Genomic DNA, 24,467 nt, shown 5'->3' on the forward strand with positions numbered 1-24,467 from the left:
CGTGCAGTCACAAACACCCTATCTAGCACTTGTTGATATCGCTCGGCGAGCCAAAGCGCAGGCCACAGGCCTGCCCGGCCGTCGAGAAATCAAACCCTACTGGACCGGAATCGGTTTTTCTCTACTCGACCACAATTTTGTCGCCTCGATGGATGATGTTGTGGAATTGCTCGAAGTGCCGCAACACACTTTTATCCCTGGCGTACAGCCTTGGGTAAAAGGCGTTTCCAATGTGCGCGGCCGCCTGTTACCCCTGATTGATCTCGCAGCCTTTTATGGAGGCCACCTCACGGGCCCACGCCAACAGCGTAGGGTTCTGGTGTTAGAGCGGGAAAAAACTTACGTGGGGTTGATTGTCGACAGGTTGCACGGAATGCAGCATTTGGCATTTGAATATGCCCATGAAGCACCGACAGATTTGATTGAGCCATTTGCGCCTATGGTGCATGGCCAGTTTATTTTACAAAAGGACCGGTGGTTGGTGTTCGACATGCGGGCTCTGCTCAAAGACCCTCATTTTATGGACGCTGCTGTTCGCTGAAGTCCGATTGGATTTTTCGACATCTCAATATTTTTTGAGATGCAGGGGGGACCCACAAGCGGTGCAGGGATGTCCGCACTGGCTGAGGGCCATTGTCATTAAAGCGTTAAATATTAAGTGGTATTAAACCGGCCTCTTGCTTGGGCCCGCTAGGAGTAAACTATGAAAACAGGCTCCCAGAGTTCCTTTTCCGCGTTTCGCAGTAACCCTGCCGCGCTGGGTTTGGGTCTGCTGGTACTCGCCGTACTGGCGGGGCTGATTGTCAGTATCTATTTGGTGCAGACCCGCAGTGATCGCGATAAGGAGTACCTGCAGCAGGTAGCAGAACTGCGTGCACTTTCTTACCAGCTGGTTTCCTATGCACCGGCGGCGACTTCCGGTGATGATGAAGCATTTGCCGAACTGGAAAAAGTTTCCGGACAGATGGCTAGTGCCTGGAATCAGCTGCAGGGGATGGATAAAGGCAGCCGCAAGGCCCTGGATGCTGAACTCGCTACTTACGGTACTGTTTGGCGCAAGCTGCGCGAGCAGGTCGATACCATTATCAGCAACAAAGAAACCATCGTCTTCCTTAACGATATTGCCTCCACGTTGAGTGACTCTCTTCCGGAACTGCAGGCCGAGCACAACAACATCGTGGAAATTCTGCTGGCCAATAACGCACCGGCCAATCAGGTAGAGCAGGCTCAGCTACAAGTTTGGCGGGCAGAGCGAATCGGTCGAAACATCGATAAGATGCTGCAGGGTGGTGACGATGCCGAAGCCGCAGCAGATCAGTTTAATACTGATGCCAGCCTCTTCGGTAAAGTGGTAGATGGCATGAAGAGCGGTGATGTGGTGATGGGAATTTCCCGCATTACCGATGAGGAAGCGCGCCGCTCACTCGATGAAATTACTGAATTGTTTGGGTTCGTAAGCACCTCTGTAAGGGATATCTTCGAAGCGACTCCCGCACTGTTTGCCTCGCGCCAGGCCACCAACGGTATTATCGCTTCCTCGCCGCAACTGCTTGAAGCTCTGAGCACCCTGAACGACCGTATTGTGAACCTGGCCGATGAGCGCCAGCCCAACAATATGACCATTTCTATTTTGGCCGCAGGGTTTGTGCTGTTGATTTTTGCCATGATGGGAATGGCTTTCTCCGGTACCCGCCGCAGCCTGATGGAAGAGGCCGACACCAACGAACGCAACCAGCAGGCGATTATGCAGCTGCTGGATGAGCTGGCCGACCTCGCCGACGGTGACTTGACGACCTCGGCAACGGTAACCGAAGCCTTTACTGGTGCGATTGCGGACTCTATCAACTTCACCATCGACCAGCTGCGTGTACTGGTATCTCGAATCAACGGTGCAGCACAGGAAGTATCCGGCCTGTCTCAGGAAACCCAGCAGACAGCCCTGCATCTGGCCGAGGCCTCAGAGCATCAGGCTCAGGAGATTGCCGGGGCCTCCGCCGCGGTGAACGAGATGGCGGTCACCATTGACCAGGTATCTGCCAACGCCTCCGAGTCCGCGCAGGTTGCCGAACGCTCGGTACAGATTGCCAGCAATGGTTCCAAGGTGGTGCAAAACACCATCAAGGGCATGGACAATATCCGCGAGCAGATTCAGGACACCTCCAAGCGAATCAAGCGCCTGGGTGAATCCTCCCAGGAGATTGGCGATATCGTGAGCTTGATTAACGACATTGCCGACCAGACCAACATCCTCGCATTGAACGCCGCTATTCAGGCGAGCATGGCCGGTGATGCCGGCCGTGGCTTCGCCGTGGTTGCGGACGAGGTACAGCGACTGGCGGAACGCTCGGCCGCTGCGACCAAGCAGATTGAAGGCCTGGTAAAAGCGATTCAGTCTGACACCAACGAAGCGGTAATTTCCATGGAGCAGACCACCACTGAGGTGGTGCGCGGTGCCCGTTTGGCACAGGACGCTGGTGTCGCCCTGGAGGAGATTGAGAACGTATCCAGCAACCTGGCTTCGTTGATCCAAAACATCTCCAACGCCGCTCGTCAGCAGGCCTCTTCTGCCGGTCATATTTCCAACACCATGAACGTGATTCAGGAAATTACTTCGCAGACCTCTGCCGGTACCCAAGCTACTGCCCAGTCCATTGGTAATCTGGCGCAAACCGCCAGCGCGCTGCGTGAATCCGTTGCCGGCTTCAAACTGCCGCAGGAGGAGAGCGTGGAAACCAATAGTGAGATGTACGACGTGGAGTTGCCGGAGATGGATACGGACACTTTCACGCTCGACAGTGAGGAAAGCAATTCCTTGGAGTCCCGCGAAGACCGGGCTCTGGCCTAACCCACAAAATAAAGCCCGGCGCCCTTGCTGGCTGCCGGGTGGAGAGGGCGCACGGAACACTTCCGCAAGACCGCGAACCCTGGCTCGCGCCGGGTAGAGCGCCTGCATAGAGAAAGAATTATTGGGGACTTGGCGTGAGTCACGACAATCCGAACTTCATGGCCCTGGACTGGCTGATAGGTGAAATTAACGAGACCCTGGCGCAGGCGCGTCAATTTCTCGAGACTTTTGCCTCGGACCCGCAAGCCGGCGAGACCCTGCTGCAGAACAGTTTGTCCCTGGTGCACCAGGTACACGGCAGCCTGCATATGGCGCAGCTCAATGGTGCGGCGATGCTGGCCGAAGAAATGGAGCAGCTGCTTCAGTCACTGGCCGGCGGCACTGTAGAGAATACCGATGAAACGCGCGAATTTATGATGCGCGCCCTACTGGAACTGCCTCTCTATTTGGAGAAGGTGTCCTTCCAGCGCAGGGATAACGCGGTATTGTTACTGCCACTCCTCAACGATTTGCGTGCGGTGCGCCGCGAGCGCCTGATTACCGAGGGCGCACTCTTCTCTCCAGATCTCTCCTCATTGGACCGAATCGCCGGTAAGCGTCAGCCCTTGACGGCGGACAATGCACGCCTGCAGGAACTGGTAGGCAAGCTGCGCAAAATGTACCACGTAGCCGCAGCGGGTTTGATCCGCGATGTGAACAGTGGCGAGAGCCTTTCCTACTTAGTAAAGATTGTCGAAAAACTGCAACTGCTCTATAGCGGTAGCCGTCGCCAATCCCTATGGGAAGTCCTGCTGGGTATTTTGGAAGCTCTGGCTGAGCACCGCATCACTGTGCAGCCTGCATTGCGTCATCTGCTGCGCCGTATCGATGTTGAGTTCCGCTTATTGCAAGGCCGTGGCGCTAGGGTACTGGATGCCGAGCTGGATGCAGATTTCCTGTGCAACCTGCTGTTCTACGTTTATTTGGCCGGCCCAAATGGCAATCGCTGCCAGGGGCTTTACCAACGCTTTGCACTGGATAAGGCGGTGCCGGGCACTCCCAGACCGGATACTGAAGACGTCCTGGCGATGGGGCCAGAAGCACTGGGCACTGCCATAACTGCACTGCGAGAAGAGCTGCAATTGGTGCGTGAGGCGCTGGAACCCAGCGGCGCAGCCTCCGAACAGCCCCCCCTCAGCGAGACCGCAACCATAGCCAAGCGGATCGCGGATACGCTCGGTGTTCTGGGCCTCGAGGTGCCGCGAGGCCGTGCCCGGGGCATCTATGAATGCCTGCGCGATGCTTCGCGCGGTAGCGATGTCGATGAGTATCTGATGCGCGCTGCAGGCGAACTGGTACAACTCGATTCGGCCCTGGCGGCTACTGTCGATCGCAATAAGCGCGGTGACGATGACCAGCCGATTATGGGGGATGCCACAGATTCGGTGTTGCGCGAAGCGCGCCTGGGCTTGGAGGCGGTAAAAGAGGCGGTCATGGAGTATGTGGCCAGCCATTGGGATATTAGCTATTTGAGCCGCGTACCCCAGCGACTGCAAGAGGTTTGCGGCGGACTGGAGATGGTGGGCTACCAGCGTGCGAGCAAAATCATTGCCGCCTGTAATAGCTATATCAGCGAAGCCTTGATGGAGCGAGCAGAGCAGCCGGAGTGGCGCATGCTCGATACCCTGGCCGATGCGATTACCAGTGTTGAGTACTATCTGGAGCGACGTGTCGAGGGCTTGGATGATACCGAAATGCTGCTGGCTTTGGCCGAAGACAGTATCGCGAATCTCGGTATCTCCTTTGTCGGTGAAGAAACTGATGACCCAGTAGAAGAGACAGAGTCCGTTCGTGAAAATATGGCGGACGAAGAGGACAGCGATGCCCTGGAGTTATTGACACCTGAAGTTTTCGAAACCGCAGACTCCGATGAGAGTGACGAAAATAAAGCGATAGAGCGACCCTCCCCCCTTATCTCCGAGCAAATTGAGACGGAGCCTGCGATAGCTCCAATCGTTGATTTGCCAGCGGAAGCTCAAGAGTTTGAGTTAGGGGAGCACCCTGTTTCAGAAGCGCCCGTTACCGAAGAAAATCGCAACAATGAGGACAACTGGTTTTCTCCGACTGAAGAGCCTGTTGAACCTGAGCCCATCATTGAGGCCCCGACAATAGCGGCTGAGGACTTTGTTTCGGCAGTGCCGGCGGTTGAGCGTGAAGATGCGCTGTTGCCAGCCGATGCTGAGCTGCTTGAGGAGACTGACTCGACCACAGAACCGGTTGAGAGCGAGCCCCAGCAGTTAGTCGAGGACAGTGAGAGTTTGATCGATGATGAAATCATCGAAATTTTCCTCGAGGAGGCCAGCGAAGTACTCGCCCATATCGGCAATTACTTCCCGGAATGGGCTGCCAATTTTGCCAACACCGATGCCCTGGTGGAGTTCCGTCGCGGCTTCCACACCCTGAAAGGTTCCGGCCGCATGGTCGAGGCGCTGGATATTGGCGAGTTGGCCTGGGCAGTGGAAAATATGCTCAATCGGGTGATTGATGACAGCATTAAGCCTGAACGCGCCCATGTGCTGTTGATTGAGCGGGTCTACCAGAAGCTGCCATCGATGATTGAGGCATTCCGTCTCCGTCAGGGCGACCCGGATAAGCCCCTTACCCTCCAATTGCAGGCCTGGGCGGAGCAGCTCAGCCAGGGACACATCCCCTCGGAACTGCTGGCCGAAGATACAAATACAGCCCCCGCGGCAACTGCTGATGAAGCGGAGTGCAACGATGAGCGGGCGCAGCTGTGGGAAATTTTTGCCCAGGAGGCTGAAACTCACCTAAGTGTCGTCGATGACTATCTTGCGGATATGCATGCTGCGGCTCCGGTTTACGGTGTACCCAGCGATCCCCTACACCGTGCCCTGCACACCCTGAAGGGCTCCGCACATATGGCGGAGGTCAAGGTGGTGGCCGAGATGATGGCGCCTCTGGAGCGCTTCGCCAAAGAGCTGCGTATTTACCAAGTGCCCATTGATGCGGATATCTTCGATCTGATCGGCGATGGCGCTAGTTACGTGCGCCAGGTTTTGGCTCAGATCCGCGCTGAAGCACCCATCGTAGTCGAGAGAGCCGAGCAATTCCTCGCCCGTATCGCTGAGTTACAGGAACGCTCTGTGGGTCACCTGATCCGCGAACGCGAAGCGAATGAGCCCAGAGCCGTAGATCCGCAACTTCTTGAAGTGTTGATGGCTGACGGTATGCGTGTCCTGCTGGATGCGGACCAGATGCTTAGCCAGTGGCGTGCAAATCCCGCCGATAAATCCAAGGTCAGTGAAGTTGCTGAAGAGCTCAATGTTCTGCAGGAGGCCGCCAGTCGGGCCCAGCTACCAACCCTGGCAGAGCTGGCACAGTTGCTGCTGGAAGTTTATCGCAAGGTATTGGCCGGCCAGTTAGAGGAAGAGCCCGCCTTGTGGGCTTCCCTTGAGCAGGGACACAACGAGCTACTGGACCTGGTCGATGCGGTCGCCGCTGCCCAGGATCTGCCCGAGGTCAGCGAGGCGGTAGAGGAGGCATTGCGCTATCTGGCAGAAGGCGAACTGAGCGAAGAAGCGTACGAGGAAGATTACGATCTGAGCGAACTGGGTATTGAGGCACAACCCCTCGATCCGGTAGGTACAGAGGCTGCGCTGGTAGGCACTGTGGTAGAGGAGCAAACGGATTCCACCGATGAGGTGCAAGCTCCCGCAGCGGAAGTGGAGACCGTATTTGAATCTGCTTCTGAAACGGTTGCTGAACCTCTGTTGGACGTCGAGCTAGAGTCCGCACACTCAACTGAGGTGGAAAGCGTTAATGCCCCAGTGGCAGAGGCAGCAGAAGAGAGTCGTGAGGAGCCTAAGGAAGTCTCGTCCGAGCCGGCCCTGGATGATTTATATGAGGCACTGTTTGAGCTGACTGAATCCAGTGCGGCCAATGCAGATGAGGCTGGCAAACCTGCCCAGAGTACTGTAGAGCCTAGCCAAGAAGTTTGGGATTCCTCTCTTGGCATACCCGATGTTGACAAGCCTGCACCGCAAGCGGGTCCTGTAGAACAGCAGCGTCTGCTGGCGGAAATCGATCCCGATGTGGTCGATGTGTTTATGGAAGAGGCCGGCGATCTAACCGATGAGCTGGAGGAGTTGATTCAGGCCTGGGAAGATACCCCCGAGAGCGCCGAGCATGCTGAGGCGCTCAAACGGGTGCTGCATACTTTCAAGGGCGGCGCCCGTATGGCCGGCTTAATGGGCCTCGGCGAAGTAGCGCACCGCTTTGAAACCGCGATTGAAGGCATGCGCGGTATTGTTAAGCCCTCGGCGCAATTCTTTACTGATGCGCACTCTACTCATGACCGAATTGCCGATGGCGTGGAAACGGTGCGCGCCTGGATGACGGGCGAGCAGCTGGAGGCTTTTGTCCAGCTTATCAGCACAGACTGGGCTGATGGCCAGGCGTCAATAAATAATGCGTTTGAAACCGTCTCTCAAGAGCTACCAGGTGAGGATCTCCCCAGCGCTGAGGCTGCACTGGAAGCTTTCTCTGATGAATCCCATGGCGAAGCTGGCGAAGGGGAATTATTGCCCGTTACCGGCGGTGAGAGTCTTGCCCCAGAGTTAAGGCCAGAGCCCACGGAATTACTGCCAGAGGCTGTGCAAACAGCAAATGCTGGCAATGTTCTGCCATTTATCCGCAAGCCCGGAGGGGTGGAAAATGAAGTGTCCGCGCCCACTAGGAACCAGCCTCAGGAAATGGTGCGGGTTGCAGCGGAGCTGCTGGAAGAGCTGGTAAACCTCGCCGGTGAGACCGCTATTTCCCGTGGCCGCCTCGAAGAGCAGATGAGTGAGTTTGGTCTGGCGCTCGATGAGATGGACTCGACCCTGTTGCGTCTTAACGAACAGTTGCGCCGTCTGGATCGCGAAACCGAAGCGCAAATCCTGTTCCGCCAGGAGCAGCTGGCCGAACAGGATGGTGATTTTGATCCGCTAGAGATGGACCGCTACTCCTCTATTCAGCAGCTGTCTCGCTCTCTATTGGAGTCCACTTCTGACTTGATGGAGCTGCGTTCCACCCTGGATAACAAGGCCCGCGATACCGAGACGCTGTTGTTGCAGCAGTCTCGTGTCAACACAGAGTTGCAAGAGGGGCTAATGCGCAGTCGCATGGTGCCCTTCTCACGCTTGGTGCCCAGACTGCGCCGTATTGTGCGCCAGGTGAGTGCCGAGCTAGGTAAGCAGGTGGAGTTGGTGTTCTCCAACGTGGAGGGCGAACTGGACCGGTCCATGCTGGAGCGCATGGTGGCACCTCTGGAGCATATGCTGCGCAATGCGGTTGACCACGGCATTGAAATGCCCGATCTACGTCGCGCGGCGGGTAAGGCCGAGCGCGGGCGTATCGATGTAGCCCTGGCCCGCGAGGGCAGTGAGGTGGTGCTGACTATTCGCGACGACGGGGCCGGGGTAAACCTGATCCGTGTGCGGGAAAAGGCGGTAGAAAATGGCCTGATGCGCGCGGATGCGGAGCTTTCCAATAACGAAATCCTGCAGTTTATCCTGCAGGCGGGGTTCACCACTGCGGAAAAAGTAACCCAAATTTCCGGCCGCGGCGTGGGTATGGATGTGGTTTCCGCCGAGCTGAAGCAAATCGGCGGCAGCGTGCATATCAACTCCGAGGCCGGTGCCGGCACGGAATTTGTCGTGCGCCTGCCGTTTACCGTGTCGGTAAACCGCGCCCTGATGGTGAAGATAGGCGAGGACTTGTTCGCCCTGCCACTCAATACCATCGAAGGTATTGTGCGCCTCAGTCCTTTTGAGCTGGAACACTACTACCGCTCAAGTGATGCCCGCTTTGAGTATGCTGGCGAGCTGTATGAGGTGAACTACTTCGGCACCCTGCTGAAGTCTGGTGCCCAGCCGAAGCTCAGTGTCGATGATATGCAGCTACCGGTATTGCTGGTGCGCTCCGAAGGTCACGCTATGGCCCTGCAGGTGGATGCTATCCGCGGCAGCCGAGAAATTGTTGTGAAGAGCCTGGGCCCACAGTTTGCCGGGGTACAGGGGGTTTCCGGAGCCACCGTTACTGGTGATGGCAGCGTGGTGGTGATTCTCGATGCCCATGCCCTGTTACGTCGCCAGGCAACCCAGTTGGCGCGCCCGGATATGCCGCAGCTGCAATTACAATCAGAACAACAGCCCGAGCCGGAAGCGCGCCAGCAGACCGTCATGGTGGTGGACGATTCTGTTACCGTACGCAAGGTGACCACACGCTTCCTGGAGCGCGAGGGTTACCTGGTAAGTACCGCCAAAGATGGGCAGGATGCGGTGATCCAGTTGCAGGATAAGGTTCCGGATCTCATTCTGCTGGATATTGAAATGCCGCGTATGGACGGCTTTGAAGTGGCGCGCCATATCCGCTCAAGTAGTCGTCTGCGCGATATTCCTATCGTGATGATCACCTCCCGTACTGGCAGTAAGCACCGCGATCACGCTATGTCCCTTGGCGTCAATCACTACCTTGGTAAGCCTTACCAGGAGGATGTATTGCTCGAGGCGATTCGCGAATATGCCGGCACCTCGGCCGTTGGCAGCTGAGCGGCTAAGAAATGAGAGTCTATATGCAAGAGGTGGGCAATGAGTGAAGTTGAAGCACTGCCGCTAGATGTTCCTCAGGAGGTGAGCAGCCTGCTGTTGCCATTACAACAGGGGCAGATGTTGGTGCCTGTAGAGAGCCTGTCCGAGGTGATTGCCATGCAGGTACCCATGGCTGTGTACGATGTGCCCGAGTGGTACCTCGGAGATCTGGTCTGGCGTGAGCAGCGGTTGCCGCTGTTGTCCTTTGATGTGATGCGCGGAGAGGCGCTTGGTGGTGCTTCTGAGAGCGCTCGTATCGCGGTGCTCAGCAGTGGTAACCCCGATGGAGACCTTCCATATTTTGCCCTTGTACTACAGGGAACACCGCGCCTTGTGCGAGTGACACCCGATGAACTGGCGCTTCGCGAGCAGACCCTGAACCCTGGAGAGTTGATGCACGTGGCGCTTTCTGGTGAAGAGGCTGTTATCCCGGATTTGCAGGGGTTGGAGCGTGCCTGCATCAGGTACCGAGAGCCGGATTAATGACAATGACGGAGTCGCAGGAAGTAGGCAGGTCTTTGGTAGAACAAGCAATAAGAAAATGACAGATAAAAAAAGGGGCCCATGGGCCCCTTTTTTTATCTGTCCACCCGCTCATTGAGCGGGCTTTGCGGCAGAAATTGTGGATTTCAGAACAACTCTTCCGGTGGAGGCTCGCTAGGCTGATCGCGGCCGGGCATATCCCTATCTTCATCGGTGTATCCGGAGCGGTAGGGGTTGTAGGCTTCACGCCCAGGTACCCTATTGGCACGGAATATCTCAAACATACCGCCATAGGAGGTGCGTAGACCGTTCTTGGGATTGATGCGCACGGTCATTATGCCGTCCGGTTGGGGCAAGTGCCGCTCGGGCAATCCCTCCAGGGCTACGCTCATAAAATCTATCCAGATGGGTAGCGCCGCAGAGCCACCATATTCATTTTTGCCAAGCTCGCCATAGGAGTCGAATCCCACCCAGGCACTGGTGGCCAGGTAGGGGCTGTAGCCCGAGAACCAGGCATCGCGAGGGCCATTGGTGGTACCCGTTTTGCCAGCGATATCGCCGCGCTTCATGGCGAGGGCGCGACGCCCTGTGCCCTTCTTGATCACATCCTTGAGGATGGAATCCATGATGTATGCGGTCTCAGGCGACATGGCGCGCGGTGCCAGGGGGCGCGCCTGTGATTTGGATGAATCCAGCGGGCCTACAGGGAGAACTTTTAGCTCCGGGGGCTCCTTACCCTGGTCTGGCCCCTCTTCTCCCGGCTGTATTGCCGCCAGGTCCAGAGGTTCCTCATTGTTGAAGCCACGGGGCTCACTGCCGGGTTCAGGGCAGTCATTGCACACGGTGAGGGGCAGGGCCTGGTACAGGGTTTCTCCATTCACATCCAGCACCCTATCTACCAGGTAGGGCTCCACCCGATAGCCGCCATTGGCGAAGGCGGCGTAACCGCGCACCATTTCCAACGGAGTTAGAGCGGAACTGCCCAGGGCTATGGTTAGGTTGCGCGCGAGTTTGCTGCGATCAAAGCCAAAGCCCTCGACAAAACCTAGGGCGTAGTCGAGCCCCAGTGCCTGCAGCAGTCGAATAGAGACCATATTGCGCGATTTATACAAAGCCATACGCAAGCGGGTGGGACCAAGGAAAGTACCGCCGTCGTTCTCTGGGCGCCACACATCTTGAAGGTTGGTTTCCTCGAAGATGATCGGCGCATCGTTGATTACACTGGCAGCGGTATAGCCACGCTCGATGGCCGAGGCATAGATAAACGGCTTGAAGCTGGAGCCCGGCTGCCGTGCCGCCTGGGTGACTCGGTTGAAGTGGCTTTGGCGGAAGTCGTAGCCACCCACCAGGGCGCGTATAGCGCCGTCTTGGGGGTCGATAGAGACGAGGGCGCCCTGGGCAGAGGGTACCTGGGTTAGCTCCCACTCCTCAGAAATTTGAGGCTCTTGAGGGCTGGAGCTGGTTCCCTCGGGGTCGGCGAATGGGTCCGGTTGCGGGCTGTCTTCCAAGGCGCTGACAAGCTGGGTGGAATCACCTGGGTTGGCAGATTCTTGCTGGCTTCCGACAACCTCTGTGTGTTTGACCTCAATACGACGCAGGCGCACCACATCGCCGGGTGCAAACATCTTCTCAGCGGATTGCAAGCGGGGCCCCCGGGAACTCTCGGTGACATAAGGGCGAATAGAGCTCAGTCCATTTTCCCAAGGGACTTCCACAACACGGCGATCGCGAAGCTGCACCTGTAGAAGCTTGGGTTCCACAGCGGTGACCACTCCCGGCTCGAGCCCGCCGAGCACCGGAATTTCGTTAAGAAGGTCTATTAACTGGTCGCTATCGTGCAATAGTTCCGGAGGTAGACGCTGCTCAGGGCCGCGATAACCGTGGCGTGCATCGTAGGTCTCAAGACCGTGTTGCAGCGCCTTGCGAGCCTGGTCCTGGAGGCGGCTGTTGATCGTGGTGATGACTTGGTAGCCATCGGTATAGGCACTGTCGCCAAACAAATCTACAGCTTCCTTGCGGGCCATCTCGGCGATATAGGGAGCATCCAGATCCAAATCGCGGCTGTGGTAACTGGCGGTTACCGGAGCGGTAATGGAATGCTTGTACTCATCCTGGTCGATATAGCCCAGATCGAGCATGCGCTTCAGGATCCAGTTGCGCCGCACCAGGGCCCGAGTAGGGTTGGCAATGGGGTTGAAAGTGGAGGGGGCCTTAGGCAGTCCAGCCATCATCGCCCATTGCGCCATACTCAGGTCTTTGATATCGCGACCGTAGTAAACATGCGCAGCTGCCTGGAAACCATAGGCGCGGTTGCCCAGGAAAATTTTGTTGATATAGAGTTCCAGAATCTCATCTTTGCTGAGTTCACGCTCGATCTGCAGTGATAATAGGATCTCATTGAATTTGCGGATAAAGCGCTGTTCGCGACTCAGGAAGAAGTTACGCGCCACCTGCATGGTCAATGTGCTGCCGCCGGACTGGATGGAACCGGTCTGCACCAGTTGCGATGCGGCGCGCATCAGGCCCTTAATCGAGACCCCACTATGTGAGTAGAAACTCGCATCCTCAGCCGCCAGGATGGCCTTGATAAACGGCTCTGGCGTTTGCTCTATGGTGATGGGGTTGCGGCGTTTCTCCCCAAATTCACCAATCAGTTTCATGTCCTGTGAGTAGACCCGTAATGGGGTCTGTAAGCGAATATCGCGCAGGCTTTCAACTGAGGGCAGCCCGGGCTTCAAATAGAGGTAAATGCTGGCGAAAACCATGGCTGTGCCAGCTGTTCCGGCGAGGCAGAGCCAGAGCAGTGCTAGTAGACGATTTCGGGCTTTTACTGTCATGAAACTGCTTCTGTGTACTTCATTTGTGTGATTCGGTGAATAATTATACGAATATTGTGCGCTATTACCTATGCAAATGCTGGTTGAAGCGGTAATTTAAAGTGCTATAACATCAAACTTTCATAACCCACGGAAAAGATAAGAAAAATGGGGATTTTCCCTTTTCTGGATAAAGGCCCGAAGGCCATGTTGGGACTGGATATTAGCTCGACCGCAGTAAAGTTGCTGGAGCTAAGTCGCAATGGCGATAAATATCGAGTCGAAAGCTACGCCGTGGAACCTCTGCCGCCGAATGCGGTTGTGGACAAGAACATCAATGATATTGGTGCCACGGCGGAAGCGATCCGCAAAGTCGTGCGCCGCTCCAAGACTCGCCTGCGCCGCGCAGCTGTAGCTGTATCCGGCTCTGCGGTGATCACCAAAACCCTGGAAATGCCCGCTGACCTCTCTGATGAAGATTTGGAAGCGCGTATCGCCCTGGAAGCGGACCAATACATTCCCTATCCCCTCGAAGAAGTAAGTCTTGATTTCGAAGTACAGGGGCTTTCTGAGAAGGGGGATGACCAGGTGGAAGTGCTGCTGGCGGCGTGCCGTAGCGAAAATATCGAGCAACGGGTTTCAGCCCTCGGTGAGGCCGAACTGGAGGCTGGGGTCGTCGATGTTGAAGCCTATGCCATTGAGCGCACTTACACTTTGCTGGAGGATCAGTTTCCTCCCCAAGAGCAGTTGGTTGTAGCGGTAGTGGATATCGGTGCGACCATGAGCGCTTTGTCTGTATTGGTAGACGGCAAAACGGTTTATACCCGTGAACAACTGTTTGGTGGTCGCCAACTTACCGATGAAATACAGCGGCGCTATGGCCTCTCTGCCGAAGAGGCATCTCTGGCCAAGCATCAGGGTGGCAGTGGTCTACCAGATGACTACTTTGCTGAGGTATTGGAGCCGTTCCGCGATGCAGTCATTCAGCAAGTCACCCGTGCGCTGCAGTTTTTTTATTCCTCAACTTCCTATAGCGATGTGGATTACATATTGCTTAGCGGTGGTGTTGCCGCTATGGAAGGGCTTTCTGACCTGGTGGGTGAAAAACTGGGGAAACCCACAGTGGTCGCCAACCCATTCTTCGCCATGGGCACGTCTTCGCGAGTGAACAAGCAAATGCTTGCCAAAGAGGCTCCGGGACTGATGATCGCCACAGGGCTCGCCATGCGGGAAAAGGAGTACTGAGATGGCCAAGATTAACTTACTCCCCTGGCGACAGGAATATCGCGCGCAGAAGCAGAAAGAATTTCAGCAAGTGTTAGTGCTGGTAATTATTGCCGCTGCTTTGTCGGTTTTTTTATGGATGAAAGCTGTCGATCGGCAGGTTGCTCTACAGAATGAGCGCAATCAGATATTGCAGGTCAAGATTAATGCGCTCAATAAACAGGTGAGCGAAATTAAGGACTTGAAAAAGCGCCGTCAGGAATTGATTGATCGTATGCGAGTGATCCAGGAACTCCAAGGAAACCGCCCCCTGGCCGTGCGTTATTTTGATGAGCTGGTGATGGCAACTCCTGAAGGGCTTTGGTTAGTTGAGGTCACTCGTAAAGGTGTACAGTTAGAATTGTCAGGCATAGCAGAGTCTAACAACCGTGTATCATCTTTTATGCGTAATTTGGATCAGTCTGAGTGGTATGAGTCCCCAAACTTAACAGATGTCACCGCTACTCCTGAATATGGCGACCAAGCGAGTGCTTTCCAGCTAACTGTAAATTTGAGTGGCCGTAGGGATGAGAATGCCGATGATGGCGATAGTGATATATCTAGCGCTGGCGTTGAGTAGAGGAAATAAAAAATGGCACTCGCAGATACTCTTAAGCAGCTCCAAGATGTAGATATCAATGATATCGATTTTTCCAGGGTTGGAGTTTGGCCGATAGCTGGTCGTGTTGCTCTTCTGACGATTATTTCAGCAGTTTTAATTGCTATTGGATATTACCTCTGGATTGGCGACCTCTATAGCAGTCTGGAGAGAGCTGCAAATAAAGAGAGAGAGCTATTTACGCAGTTTGAAAATAAGCAATTTGAAGCTGCAAATCTAGAGGCATATCGTGAGCAGCTGGCAGAGATGGAGGAGACTTTTGGGGCTTTGCTAAAGCAGCTTCCAAAAGATACCGAAGTTCCGGGGTTGTTAGAAGATATTGATGAATATGGTAGAGGTAGCGGCCTGACTATCGAAAAGGTTGCTTTAGAAAGTGAGTTAGTTGGGGAGTTCTACGTTGAGCTGCCGATTCGTATTGAGGTCCAAGGGGGCTACCATGAATTTGGCTCTTTTGTGAGTGGTATTGCTGGAATGCCCAGGATTGTGACTCTTCACGATTTTACAATCTCAACTAACCGAGATGGTGGTGGCCTACTTGATATGGTGATCAATGCAAAAACCTACAGGTATAAAGACCAGGAGGATGAGGGGTGACCAAGAAAATAGCCATTGGAGCCTCCCTTTTAGTCATTTCTGCTTGCAGTATCAATGCGGATCATAGCGATCTACATCAGAGAATGGCTGAGGTTGAGCGTCGGCCCAAGGGGCAAATTGAGCCTATCCCAACGTTTACACCATATAGTCCCTATATTTACAGTGCCGCTGCACAGAGGAGTCCATTTATTCGCCCTGTTTTGGAGTCCGAGCAGCGTTTAGTTGGCAGAAGGCTTGAAATAGCTCCTGACTTAAGTAGACGCAGAGAGTTGCTTGAAAGTATCAATTTCGATGCTTTGGCTATGGTGGGCACAATTTCCCGAGATGGTCAGCTATGGGCCCTGGTTGATGATGGTAATGGTGGAATCCACCGGGTTACCGTGGGAAATTACTTAGGAAAAAATCACGGACGAGTTGTGAGTGCGACCCCTTCACAGCTCGATGTATTGGAAATTATACCGGATGGTACCGGGGGTTGGATTGAGAGACCGCGGGCACTCGCGCTGGAAGAGAAGGACAACGGATAATGATTAATAAGCAGTTCGCAAAGTGTTTGGCGCCGTTTCAGCTTTTGCTATTCGCTGTATTGATGGGACCTGTGACGCTTCAAGCCCAGGGTAAGCAGCTAAATGATATACAGTTTTCCGAGTTGCCGGGAAGCCGCATCCAGCTGCGTTTAACTTTCGATGATATGCCGCCGGAGCCCACTGGATATACGATTGAACAACCGGCTCGGATCGTACTGGATTTCGCTGGCGTTAAAAGTGTGTTGCCGCAAAAGAAATATTCTCTAGGGATAGGTGCTGCAAGAAGCGCAATTATAGTATCTGGTGAAGATCGGACACGACTAATTGTAAACCTGGATGAGCTGCCGGTTTATACCAGTGAACGACAGGGTAATCAGTTGGTAATGGAAATTGGTGCCAGTTTAGCAGGAAAAACTATTGCAGCTACCACTTCAGGCCCCTCGCCCCATAACAGCGGGCTTGATTTAGGAGGTAATAAAAAATTTTACTCTTCTGATTCAGTGGAAATCAATGAAATAGACTTTCGACGTGGAGAAGGGGGAGAAGGTAAGGTAATTGTAAGGCTATCAGATCCTGCTGTTAATATTGATGTGGAAAGGACCAAGGGTAGAATAAACCTGACTTTCTTAGGAACTACTTTGCCGGAGTCATTACGCCAGCGTCTAGATGTTCGAGATTTTGCTACACCAGTCGATTCAATTCTCGTAGATTATGATGGAAGGAATACCATTGTTGCCGTAGATCCAGCGGACGTGGAATATGATTATTTGGCTTACCAGGCTGACGGTGAATATGTACTAAGCGTCAAGCCCCTGTCTGTTGCTGAGATTAGGGAAAAGGAAAAAGAGTTCAAGTTCTCTGGTAAAAAGCTCTCTCTGAACTTCCAGGACATAGAGGTTCGCTCTGTTTTACAGGTTATAGCTGATTTTACCGGAATGAATTTGGTTGCTAGTGATACAGTTCAAGGGCGTATCACCTTGAGACTGGATGGTGTTCCCTGGGATCAAGCTTTAGCCTTGATATTAAAAGCTAAAGGGTTGGATAAGCGCCAGGAAGGTAGTGTCATCATGGTGGCGCCAGCTGCTGAGATTGCTGAAAGAGAGCGTCAGGAGCTGGAGAGTCGTCGGCAGTTGCAGGAGTTAGCACCGCTAAGAACTGAATATATAAGTGTTCGCTATGCTGATGCCGGGGAGTTGTTTACATTATTTTCTGGCCAAGAAGCTGATGATCAAGGGAAGGGGAATTTTGCTGGGGGGAAGGAGGATTCCAATCGAGCAAGTATTTTATCTGCCCGTGGTAGTGCAATCGTTGATGAGCGAACTAATACAATTATCCTCACCGATACAGAAGAAAAAATCGCCCAATTTCGCGAACTCATAGAGGCGATAGATATACCTATCCGGCAGGTAATGATTGAAGCTAGGATCGTTACAGCAAATAGTGATTTTGAACGCGAGCTTGGTGTCCAGTGGAACTATACGGGCACTCATGATATTGACGGTGATTCGGTGATAATTGGCTCGGGAAGGCAAAATAGTTCTGGGATCACTGGATCTGGATCTGCGCCCAGTGTTTCTTCACCGATTAGTACCCATGAGCCTTTAATGGTTGACTTAGGCGTTGGAACATCTGCTGGAAACCTAGCTTATGCGATTTTGAAGGATAACTTTTATTTAGGCCTAGAGTTGTCTGCGATGGAAGATGTAGGCATGGCTGAAATTGTCTCCCAGCCAAAAGTTGTGACGGGTGATAAGCAGGAAGCAACCATTCAATCAGGGGTGGAAATTCCCTACCTTGAAGCTACTTCATCAGGTGCAGCTTCTGTAACATTTCGTGAAGCCGTTCTTGAGTTAAATGTGACTCCTCAGATTACCCCAGACAACAATATAATAATGAAACTCAATATTGAGCAGAATAGCGTTGGGGATTTGTTTAGTGTTAGCGCCAGTACAGCTGTTCCTACCATTAATGTAAATGCCTTAGAGACAAAAGTACTAGTTAACAATGGTGAAACCATTGTTCTCGGTGGGATTTTTGAGAGCAATGTTATTGAGGGAGAGAAGAAAGTACCCTTTTTAGGTGATATTCCTTATTTGGGTAACCTGTTTAAGAAAACTGTGCATACTGATGATAAGCGCGAGATTCTGATGTTTATCACCCCCCGTATTATAGAAGGCGAGACTTTTTTATCTAAGTGATTATTAACCGCTCCATTTTTCTTGTCGGCCCTATGGGGGCCGGCAAATCAACGATCGGCAAATTGCTGGCGGCTCAATTACAGCTGCCTTTTGCCGATACCGATAAGGTGCTGGAGGAGCGCACAGGGGCGGATATTCCCTGGATATTTGATGTCGAGGGCGAAGCTGGTTTCCGTCGCCGTGAAAGTGAAGTATTGGAAGAGCTTTGTCAGGGCGTCTGTCAAGTTATTGGCACCGGTGGCGGGATCGTGCTTTTAGAGGAAAACCGGAGGCTGCTACAAAAGTTTGGTCATGTGGTTTACCTGCAGGCCGGGGTGGAACAGCTGCTTGAGCGCACTTCCAAGAACAGCAATCGGCCGCTTTTACGAGTGCCCAATCCACGCGCGCGCATAGAAGAAATTTTGCATGAGCGCGCCCCCCTTTATCGCGAAGTAGCAGATGTGATCTGCGACACCGATGACCTGACCCCTAAGCAAGCATCGGCTCTGGTTGCTGAGCGTCTACTGGCAAGCCTCTCCCAATAACCACTTTTCACTCTGTGCTAAAGTGCGTCTCATTAACTCAGCGCGTTAGCTATCGGCGCTATTGGGAAGGAGAGTATTATGCACTGTTTTAATGTGGAGCTGGGGGAGCGCAGTTACCCCATTGTGATTGGGTCCAAGTTACTCGGAGACTCTCAATACCTGTTGCCTTATATACGCGGGCGCCAGATCTGTGTGGTAACCAATGAGACTGTAGCCCCCTTGTATTTATCCCGTTTACTGCAGGGACTCTCTGATTTCGACAAGGTGGATGTGGTCGAGCTACCTGATGGGGAGGCCTTCAAGACCCTGGATACCATTAATCGAATTTTTGACACGCTATTGGAACAGAGGCACAACCGTACCACTACGCTGATTGCTCTGGGTGGCGGTGTCGTTGGAGATATGTGCGGTTTTGCGGCGGCCTGTTATCAGCGGGGTGTCGATTTTATTCAGGTGCCCACCACGCTCCTTGCCCAAGTGGATTCCTCTGTCGGAGGAAAGACCGGCGTTAATCACCCTCTGGGCAAAAATATGATTGGGGCTTTTTACCAGCCCCGATTGGTACTTGCCGATATGGATACCCTGACGACTTTGCCAGACCGGGAGTTCTCCGCTGGTATTGCGGAAGTGATTAAGTACGGCTTGATCTGCGATGCACCATTTTTTCACTGGATTGAAGCTAATCTCGATGGGTTGTTATCTCGGGACCCCCAGGCCTTGGCTTATGCGGTGGATCGATGTTGTCGAGACAAGGCGGAAGTTGTTGCCAGTGACGAGCGGGAGGCCGGTCGGCGCGCCATCTTGAACTTTGGTCATACCTTCGGGCACGCGATAGAGGCTGTGCAGGGCTATGGGCGTTGGTTACATGGTGAGGCGGTGGCTGCCGGGATGATGATGGCACTGGAGCTTTCACACTTGCTGGGGAATGTAGACAGTGAACTGGTCCAGCGAGTCCGTAAGCTTCTGAAAAAGACACAGCTGCCTCAGGAGTCTCCTGCCGATATGAGCGCCGATGACTTTCTCCAAGCTATGCAGTTAGACAAGAAAGTATTGGATGGCAGGTTGCGCCTGGTGTTGCTGAGGTCTCTGGGGGATGCAAAAGTTGTTGATGATACTCCCCGAGAGAAAGTTATAGATGCGCTAAGGAACTGTGGTGCCAGATGATAGGCGCTTCGCGAATACAGTTTCTTAGGGAGCGCGGTCATTTATAATTTAGCGTATAGGAAATAAATCTGCCTAATTTTTGTTTGACAGTTAAAAAAACTGTAAAACATTGAAAATGTAGTGACAAGCAAGTAATATTGCGCGCCCCCCGGAAATAATGGCGGGGCTAGATGACCGCCAATAAGAACAATAAAGGAAGCCCCATTAGAGGGCTTTTTTTATCTCGGGATCTTTTACCTAGGGACCGCAGGAGAGCGTAGCGCGAGCGTTAAGCCATTTTTGCCCATAACAGGCCGCTATCGACAGTGCCTGTGGTCCCCCAATCGATAGTGACGAGGAATTCTATGGGTAGCAGTCTGTATCAGTTGGATGAATTTAAGGACAACTGTGGTTTTGGTCTGATCGCTCATTTACAGGGGGTGGCGAGCCATAAATTGGTACAGACGGCCATTGAGTCCCTCACCTGTATGACCCACCGCGGCGGTATCGCCGCCGATGGCAAAACCGGTGACGGCTGTGGTCTATTGCTGCAGAAACCCGATAAATTCCTGCGCGAGGAAGCACGAAAGTTGTTTGCTGTGGAGCTTACAGAGGCCTATGCCGTAGGCTCTGTAATGTTGCCGTTGGATGAAGGTGAGGCGCAGAGTGCGCGCCAAACCCTTGAAAGCGCACTGCAGGCACAGGGTATGCGCATCGTTGGCTGGCGCACAGTGCCCACCAATCCCGAGTGTCTCGGACCTATTGCCCGGGACTGCCAACCTCGTTTCGAGCAGCTGCTAATCAACGATGCCGAGGAGCCATTGGGTGAAGCCTGTTTTAATGCGCGGCTGTATGTGGCCAGGCGCAAGGCCGAGCTGCAGCTGAGCGGCGATGTTTATATCGCCAGTCTCTCCACTAATGTGCTCTCCTACAAAGGGCTGATGATCCCGGCGGATTTGCCGAAATTCTTCCCCGAACTGGCCGATCCGCGCCTGGAAACCGCTATCTGCGTTTTCCACCAGCGTTTCTCCACCAATACCATGCCGCGCTGGCCCCTGGCCCAGCCGTTCCGCCTGCTGGCTCACAATGGCGAAATCAATACCATCACTGGCAACCGCAACTGGTCGGTGGCGCGGACCAACAAATTCGTCACCGAGCTGATTCCCGAACTGAACGAGCTGGTACCGCTGGTGAATCGCGAGGGCTCCGACTCCTCCAGCCTCGATAATATGCTGGAGATGCTACTGGCGGGTGGCATGGAACTGCACCGGGCGGTGCGAATGCTAGTACCGCCGGCTTGGCAGAATGTTGAGGGTATGGATGCAGACCTACGCGCTTTCTATGAATATATCTCCATGCATATGGAGCCCTGGGATGGTCCCGCCGGCCTGGTGATGACTGATGGCCGCCACGCGGTGTGTACCCTCGACCGCAACGGCCTGCGCCCGTCCCGCTGGGTGATTACCAAAGACGATATTATTACCGTGGCTTCGGAAGTCGGTGTTTATAATTATGCACCGGAAGATGTGGTGGCCAAAGGGCGCCTCGGGCCCGGGCAGATGCTCTCGGTGGATACGCAGGAAGGCAAGCTGTATCACACGTCCGATATCGACAATATGCTCAAACGCGCCCAGCCGTATAAGCGCTGGTTGAAGGACAAGGCGCGTCGTATCCGTTCGACTCTGGTAACTGCACCAGTCGATAACAACTTTTCCCACCAGCAGTTCAAGGTCTACCAGAAGCTGTTCAGCTCTTCGTTGGAAGAACGCGATAAGGTGGTGCGCCCGATGGCGGAAGCCGGCCAGGAGGCGGTGGGTTCCATGGGCGATGATACGCCGATGGCGGTGCTGTCTCGCTACAACCGTTCACTCTACGATTACTTTCGCCAGCAGTTTGCCCAGGTGACCAACCCGCCTATAGACCCGTTGCGGGAAACGGTGGTGATGTCCCTGGAAACCTGTCTGGGTCGTGAAAAATCCGTGTTCGAGGAGACGCCTGAGCACGCCGACCGTGTGATCCTCTCCTCGCCGGTGCTCTCCCATATGAAGTACACCGCGTTGCTTTCGCTGGATCGTCCCGGCTTCGACGCGGAGATATTCGACCTGAATTACGATCCGACAAAGCTGGATCTGCACGGTGCTATTGAACGTTTGTGTGCCAAGGTTGAGGCTTCAGTGCGCGCTGGTACCGTGATTGTAGTGCTGTCCGACCGGGATATTCGCCAGGGCCATTTGCCCATAGATGCACTGCTCGCCACAGGCGCCGTACACCATCATCTGGTGCATGCAGGTCTGCGCTGTGACTCCAATGTAGTGGTGGATACCGCCAGTGCGCGGGATGCACACCAGCTCGCCTGCCTGGTGGGTGTGGGAGCTACAGCTGTGCATCCCTATTTCTCCTACAGCATTATCAATCACCTGATCGACCGGGGTGAACTGCTGCTGGATGCGGCGGAAGCGCAGAAGAATTACCGCAACGGCATTATCAAGGGCCTGCTGAAGATCCTCTCAAAAATGGGCATCTCCACGGTGGCCTCTTATCGTGGCGCACTCTTGTTTGAGCTGGTTGGTCTTTCCAAGGAAGTGGTGGACCTGTGTTTCCCTGGCGCACCGACCCGTATCGAAGGCGCCGGCTTTGCCGAGTTGCAGGCAGATATGGCCGCGCGCGCGGAAATCGCCTGGAAAGCGCGCAAGCCGGTGTCCCCCGGCGGTCTGCACAAATATGTGCACGGCACCGAATACCATACCTTTAACCCGGATGTGGTGACGGCCCTGCGCCGAGCGGCCAGTACTGGGGATTACTCCGCCTGGCGCGATTACTCCGAACTGGTTAATCAGCGCCCGGTGGCAACCCTGCGGGATATGCTGGTTTTCAAAGAAAACCTCGAGCCGGTGCCATTGGAAGAAGTGGAGCCGGTCGAGCAGATTGTGCGCCGCTTTGACTCTGCGGCTATGTCCCTGGGCGCTCTGTCTCCCGAGGCGCACGAATCCTTGGCCCAGGCGATGAACCGTCTCGGTGGCCGTTCCAACAGCGGGGAGGGCGGTGAAGACCCGGCCCGCTTTGGCACCGACAAGGTCTCCAAAATCAAACAGATCGCCTCTGGACGTTTCGGCGTGACGCCTCACTATTTAGTCAATGCCGAAGTGCTGCAGATCAAAGTGGCTCAGGGCGCTAAGCCCGGTGAGGGTGGTCAGCTGCCCGGCGGCAAGGTGAATGACCTGATTGCACGGCTGCGCTACTCAGTGCCCGGTGTCACCCTGATTTCACCGCCACCGCACCACGATATCTACTCCATCGAGGATCTGGCCCAGCTGATCTACGACCTCAAACAGGTTAATCCGGATGCACTGGTGTCGGTGAAGCTGGTGTCCCGTCCAGGGGTTGGCACCATTGCCGCTGGCGTCGCAAAGGCCTATGCGGACCTGATTACCATCTCCGGCTACGACGGTGGCACCGCCGCAAGTCCTATCAGCTCTATCCGCTATGCCGGTTCACCGTGGGAGCTGGGTCTGGCGGAAACGCACCAGACTCTGCGTGCCAATGATTTGCGCGATAAGGTGCGGGTGCAGACCGATGGCGGTCTCAAAACCGGTTTGGATGTGGTCAAGGCGACAATCCTGGGCGCGGAGAGTTTCGGCTTTGGCACAGCTCCGATGGTTGCCATCGGCTGTAAATACCTGCGTATCTGTCACCTGAACAACTGTGCCACCGGTATCGCGACCCAACGCAAGGATCTGCGCGATGGGCACTATATTGGCACCGCCGAGATGGCGATGAACTTCTTCCGTTTTGTTGCCGAAGAGACCCGAGAATGGATGGCGAGTGTCGGGGTTCGCTCCATGGAAGAGCTGGTTGGCCGCGTGGATTTGTTGCGAATCCTGGAGGGAGAAACCGACAAGCAGAAGAAGCTGGATCTGTCGCCACTGTTACATACCGATGCGCTGCTCGACAGCAAACCGCAAACCTGTCAGCAGGCCAAGAACGAGCCCTGGGATAAGGGCGAGTTGGCAGAGCGCATGGTGGAAGAAATCCTACCTGCTATCGAAAACCTGACTGGTGGTGAGTTCAGCTTTAAAGTGACCAACTGCGACCGCTCCCTGGGTGCGCGCCTCAGTGGTGAGATCGCCAAGCGCCATGGGAACCAGGGCATGGTGGAGGCGCCGATCAAACTGAACCTCAAAGGGGTCGCCGGGCAGTCTTTCGGCGTTTGGAACGCCGGGGGCCTGGAGATGTATCTCGAAGGGGATGCCAATGATTATGTGGGTAAAGGCATGGCCGGCGGTAAGCTGGTTATTCGCCCACCTGAGGGCAGTGAGTTTGCCTCCCAGGACACCAGCATCGTCGGTAATACCTGCCTGTATGGCGCCACTGGCGGCAAGTTGTTTGCTGCAGGCCGCGCCGGCGAGCGCTTTGCCGTGCGCAATTCCGGTGCCTTTGCCGTGGTGGAAGGTGCCGGTGATCACTGCTGTGAATACATGACCGGTGGAATGGTCGCGGTGCTGGGGCGCACCGGCTACAACTTTGGCGCTGGCATGACTGGTGGTTTTGCCTATGTGCTGGACCTAGAGCGCGATTTCTTCGACCGCTGCAACCACGAGCTGATCGAACTGCGCCGAATCAGTAGTGAAATTCTCGAGCCGCACCAGAGTCACCTGCGCGAGGTGATCGAAACCTATGTCGCGGAGACCGGCAGCGCCTGGGGTGAAGAGCTACTGGACAACTTCGACGATTACTTGAGCCGATTCTGGCTGGTTAAACCCAAGGCGGCGAGCCTTGCGGATCTTCTTTCTGACGTGCGCAAGCGCGGCGAATAAGGCTGGGGTGGA

13 protein-coding genes are annotated in these 24,467 nt (G+C 54.5%); 12 read left to right on the top strand and 1 reads right to left on the bottom strand.

Annotation, left to right across the window (positions count from 1 at the left end; all coding sequences use genetic code 11):
* Position 1 precedes the first annotated feature (1 nt).
* From ACXAFI_RS19670 to ACXAFI_RS19685, 4 genes are all read left to right on the top strand, one after another.
* The gene (locus tag ACXAFI_RS19670) at positions 2-541 is read left to right on the top strand and encodes a chemotaxis protein CheW (protein ID WP_152450667.1); all 540 of its coding nucleotides are present in this window, start codon (positions 2-4) and stop codon (positions 539-541) included.
* A gap of 162 nt (positions 542-703) precedes the next feature.
* On the top strand, positions 704-2,845 hold the full coding sequence (locus ACXAFI_RS19675) for a methyl-accepting chemotaxis protein (RefSeq protein WP_444920743.1): 2,142 nt from the start codon (positions 704-706) through the stop codon (positions 2,843-2,845).
* Between the two features lie 134 nt (positions 2,846-2,979).
* Positions 2,980-9,435 (top strand): hybrid sensor histidine kinase/response regulator, encoded by a 6,456-nt coding sequence (locus tag ACXAFI_RS19680; RefSeq protein WP_475110122.1) that lies wholly within the window; start codon positions 2,980-2,982, stop codon positions 9,433-9,435.
* A gap of 39 nt (positions 9,436-9,474) precedes the next feature.
* Positions 9,475-9,957: a chemotaxis protein CheW gene (locus tag ACXAFI_RS19685; RefSeq protein WP_475110123.1), complete on the top strand. Its 483-nt coding sequence runs from the start codon at positions 9,475-9,477 to the stop codon at positions 9,955-9,957.
* Between the two features lie 146 nt (positions 9,958-10,103).
* Here ACXAFI_RS19685 and ACXAFI_RS19690 read toward each other — a convergent pair whose 3' ends face one another.
* Positions 10,104-12,794 (bottom strand): penicillin-binding protein 1A, encoded by a 2,691-nt coding sequence (locus ACXAFI_RS19690; protein ID WP_475110124.1) that lies wholly within the window; start codon positions 12,792-12,794, stop codon positions 10,104-10,106.
* A gap of 147 nt (positions 12,795-12,941) precedes the next feature.
* Here ACXAFI_RS19690 and ACXAFI_RS19695 point away from each other — a divergent pair, with 147 nt between their 5' ends.
* The 8 genes from ACXAFI_RS19695 (at position 12,942) to gltB (ending at position 24,455) form a co-directional block, all read left to right on the top strand.
* Entirely contained in the window at positions 12,942-14,018 is a 1,077-nt protein-coding gene (locus ACXAFI_RS19695) for a pilus assembly protein PilM (protein WP_475110125.1), read from the top strand.
* Between the two features lies 1 nt (position 14,019).
* Positions 14,020-14,616 carry a PilN domain-containing protein gene (locus ACXAFI_RS19700; RefSeq protein WP_475110126.1) on the top strand — a complete coding sequence of 199 codons (597 nt, stop codon included), beginning with the start codon at positions 14,020-14,022 and terminating at the stop codon, positions 14,614-14,616.
* Positions 14,617-14,628: 12 nt separating this feature from the next.
* Positions 14,629-15,249, top strand: coding sequence for a type IV pilus inner membrane component PilO (locus ACXAFI_RS19705; RefSeq protein WP_475110127.1), 621 nt, complete (start codon positions 14,629-14,631; stop codon positions 15,247-15,249).
* Positions 15,246-15,776 carry a pilus assembly protein PilP gene (locus ACXAFI_RS19710; RefSeq protein ID WP_475110128.1) on the top strand — a complete coding sequence of 177 codons (531 nt, stop codon included), beginning with the start codon at positions 15,246-15,248 and terminating at the stop codon, positions 15,774-15,776. The genes ACXAFI_RS19705 and ACXAFI_RS19710 overlap by 4 nt, the downstream gene beginning before the upstream one ends.
* Entirely contained in the window at positions 15,776-17,974 is a 2,199-nt protein-coding gene (locus tag ACXAFI_RS19715; protein WP_475110129.1) for a type IV pilus secretin PilQ, read from the top strand. The genes ACXAFI_RS19710 and ACXAFI_RS19715 overlap by 1 nt, the downstream gene beginning before the upstream one ends.
* Positions 17,974-18,498 (top strand): shikimate kinase AroK, encoded by a 525-nt coding sequence (gene aroK / locus ACXAFI_RS19720; protein WP_475110169.1) that lies wholly within the window; start codon positions 17,974-17,976, stop codon positions 18,496-18,498. Before ACXAFI_RS19715 ends, aroK begins: the two co-directional genes overlap by 1 nt.
* Positions 18,499-18,576: 78 nt before the next feature.
* Positions 18,577-19,662 carry a 3-dehydroquinate synthase gene (gene aroB, locus ACXAFI_RS19725; RefSeq protein ID WP_475110130.1) on the top strand — a complete coding sequence of 362 codons (1,086 nt, stop codon included), beginning with the start codon at positions 18,577-18,579 and terminating at the stop codon, positions 19,660-19,662.
* Between the two features lie 344 nt (positions 19,663-20,006).
* A complete protein-coding gene (gltB, locus tag ACXAFI_RS19730; RefSeq protein ID WP_475110131.1) occupies positions 20,007-24,455 on the top strand; it encodes a glutamate synthase large subunit in 4,449 nt (1,482 codons plus the stop codon).
* The last annotated feature ends 12 nt before the right edge of the window (positions 24,456-24,467 follow it).

This window comes from Microbulbifer sp. ABH2_005 (assembly GCF_056160005.1).

What these genes read in the sequence shown, in the direction of transcription:
- ACXAFI_RS19715 (WP_475110129.1), top strand. Translation starts at nt 15,776, where the DNA reads ATGATTAATAAGCAGTTCGCAAAGTGTTTGGCGCCGTTTCAGCTTTTG.
- aroB (WP_475110130.1), top strand. Translation starts at nt 18,577, where the DNA reads ATGCACTGTTTTAATGTGGAGCTGGGGGAGCGCAGTTACCCCATTGTG.
- ACXAFI_RS19685 (WP_475110123.1), top strand. Translation starts at nt 9,475, where the DNA reads ATGAGTGAAGTTGAAGCACTGCCGCTAGATGTTCCTCAGGAGGTGAGC.
- ACXAFI_RS19700 (WP_475110126.1), top strand. Translation starts at nt 14,020, where the DNA reads ATGGCCAAGATTAACTTACTCCCCTGGCGACAGGAATATCGCGCGCAG.
- ACXAFI_RS19690 (WP_475110124.1), bottom strand. Translation starts at nt 12,794, where the DNA reads ATGACAGTAAAAGCCCGAAATCGTCTACTAGCACTGCTCTGGCTCTGC.
- gltB (WP_475110131.1), top strand. Translation starts at nt 20,007, where the DNA reads ATGGGTAGCAGTCTGTATCAGTTGGATGAATTTAAGGACAACTGTGGT.
- ACXAFI_RS19705 (WP_475110127.1), top strand. Translation starts at nt 14,629, where the DNA reads ATGGCACTCGCAGATACTCTTAAGCAGCTCCAAGATGTAGATATCAAT.
- ACXAFI_RS19695 (WP_475110125.1), top strand. Translation starts at nt 12,942, where the DNA reads ATGGGGATTTTCCCTTTTCTGGATAAAGGCCCGAAGGCCATGTTGGGA.
- ACXAFI_RS19675 (WP_444920743.1), top strand. Translation starts at nt 704, where the DNA reads ATGAAAACAGGCTCCCAGAGTTCCTTTTCCGCGTTTCGCAGTAACCCT.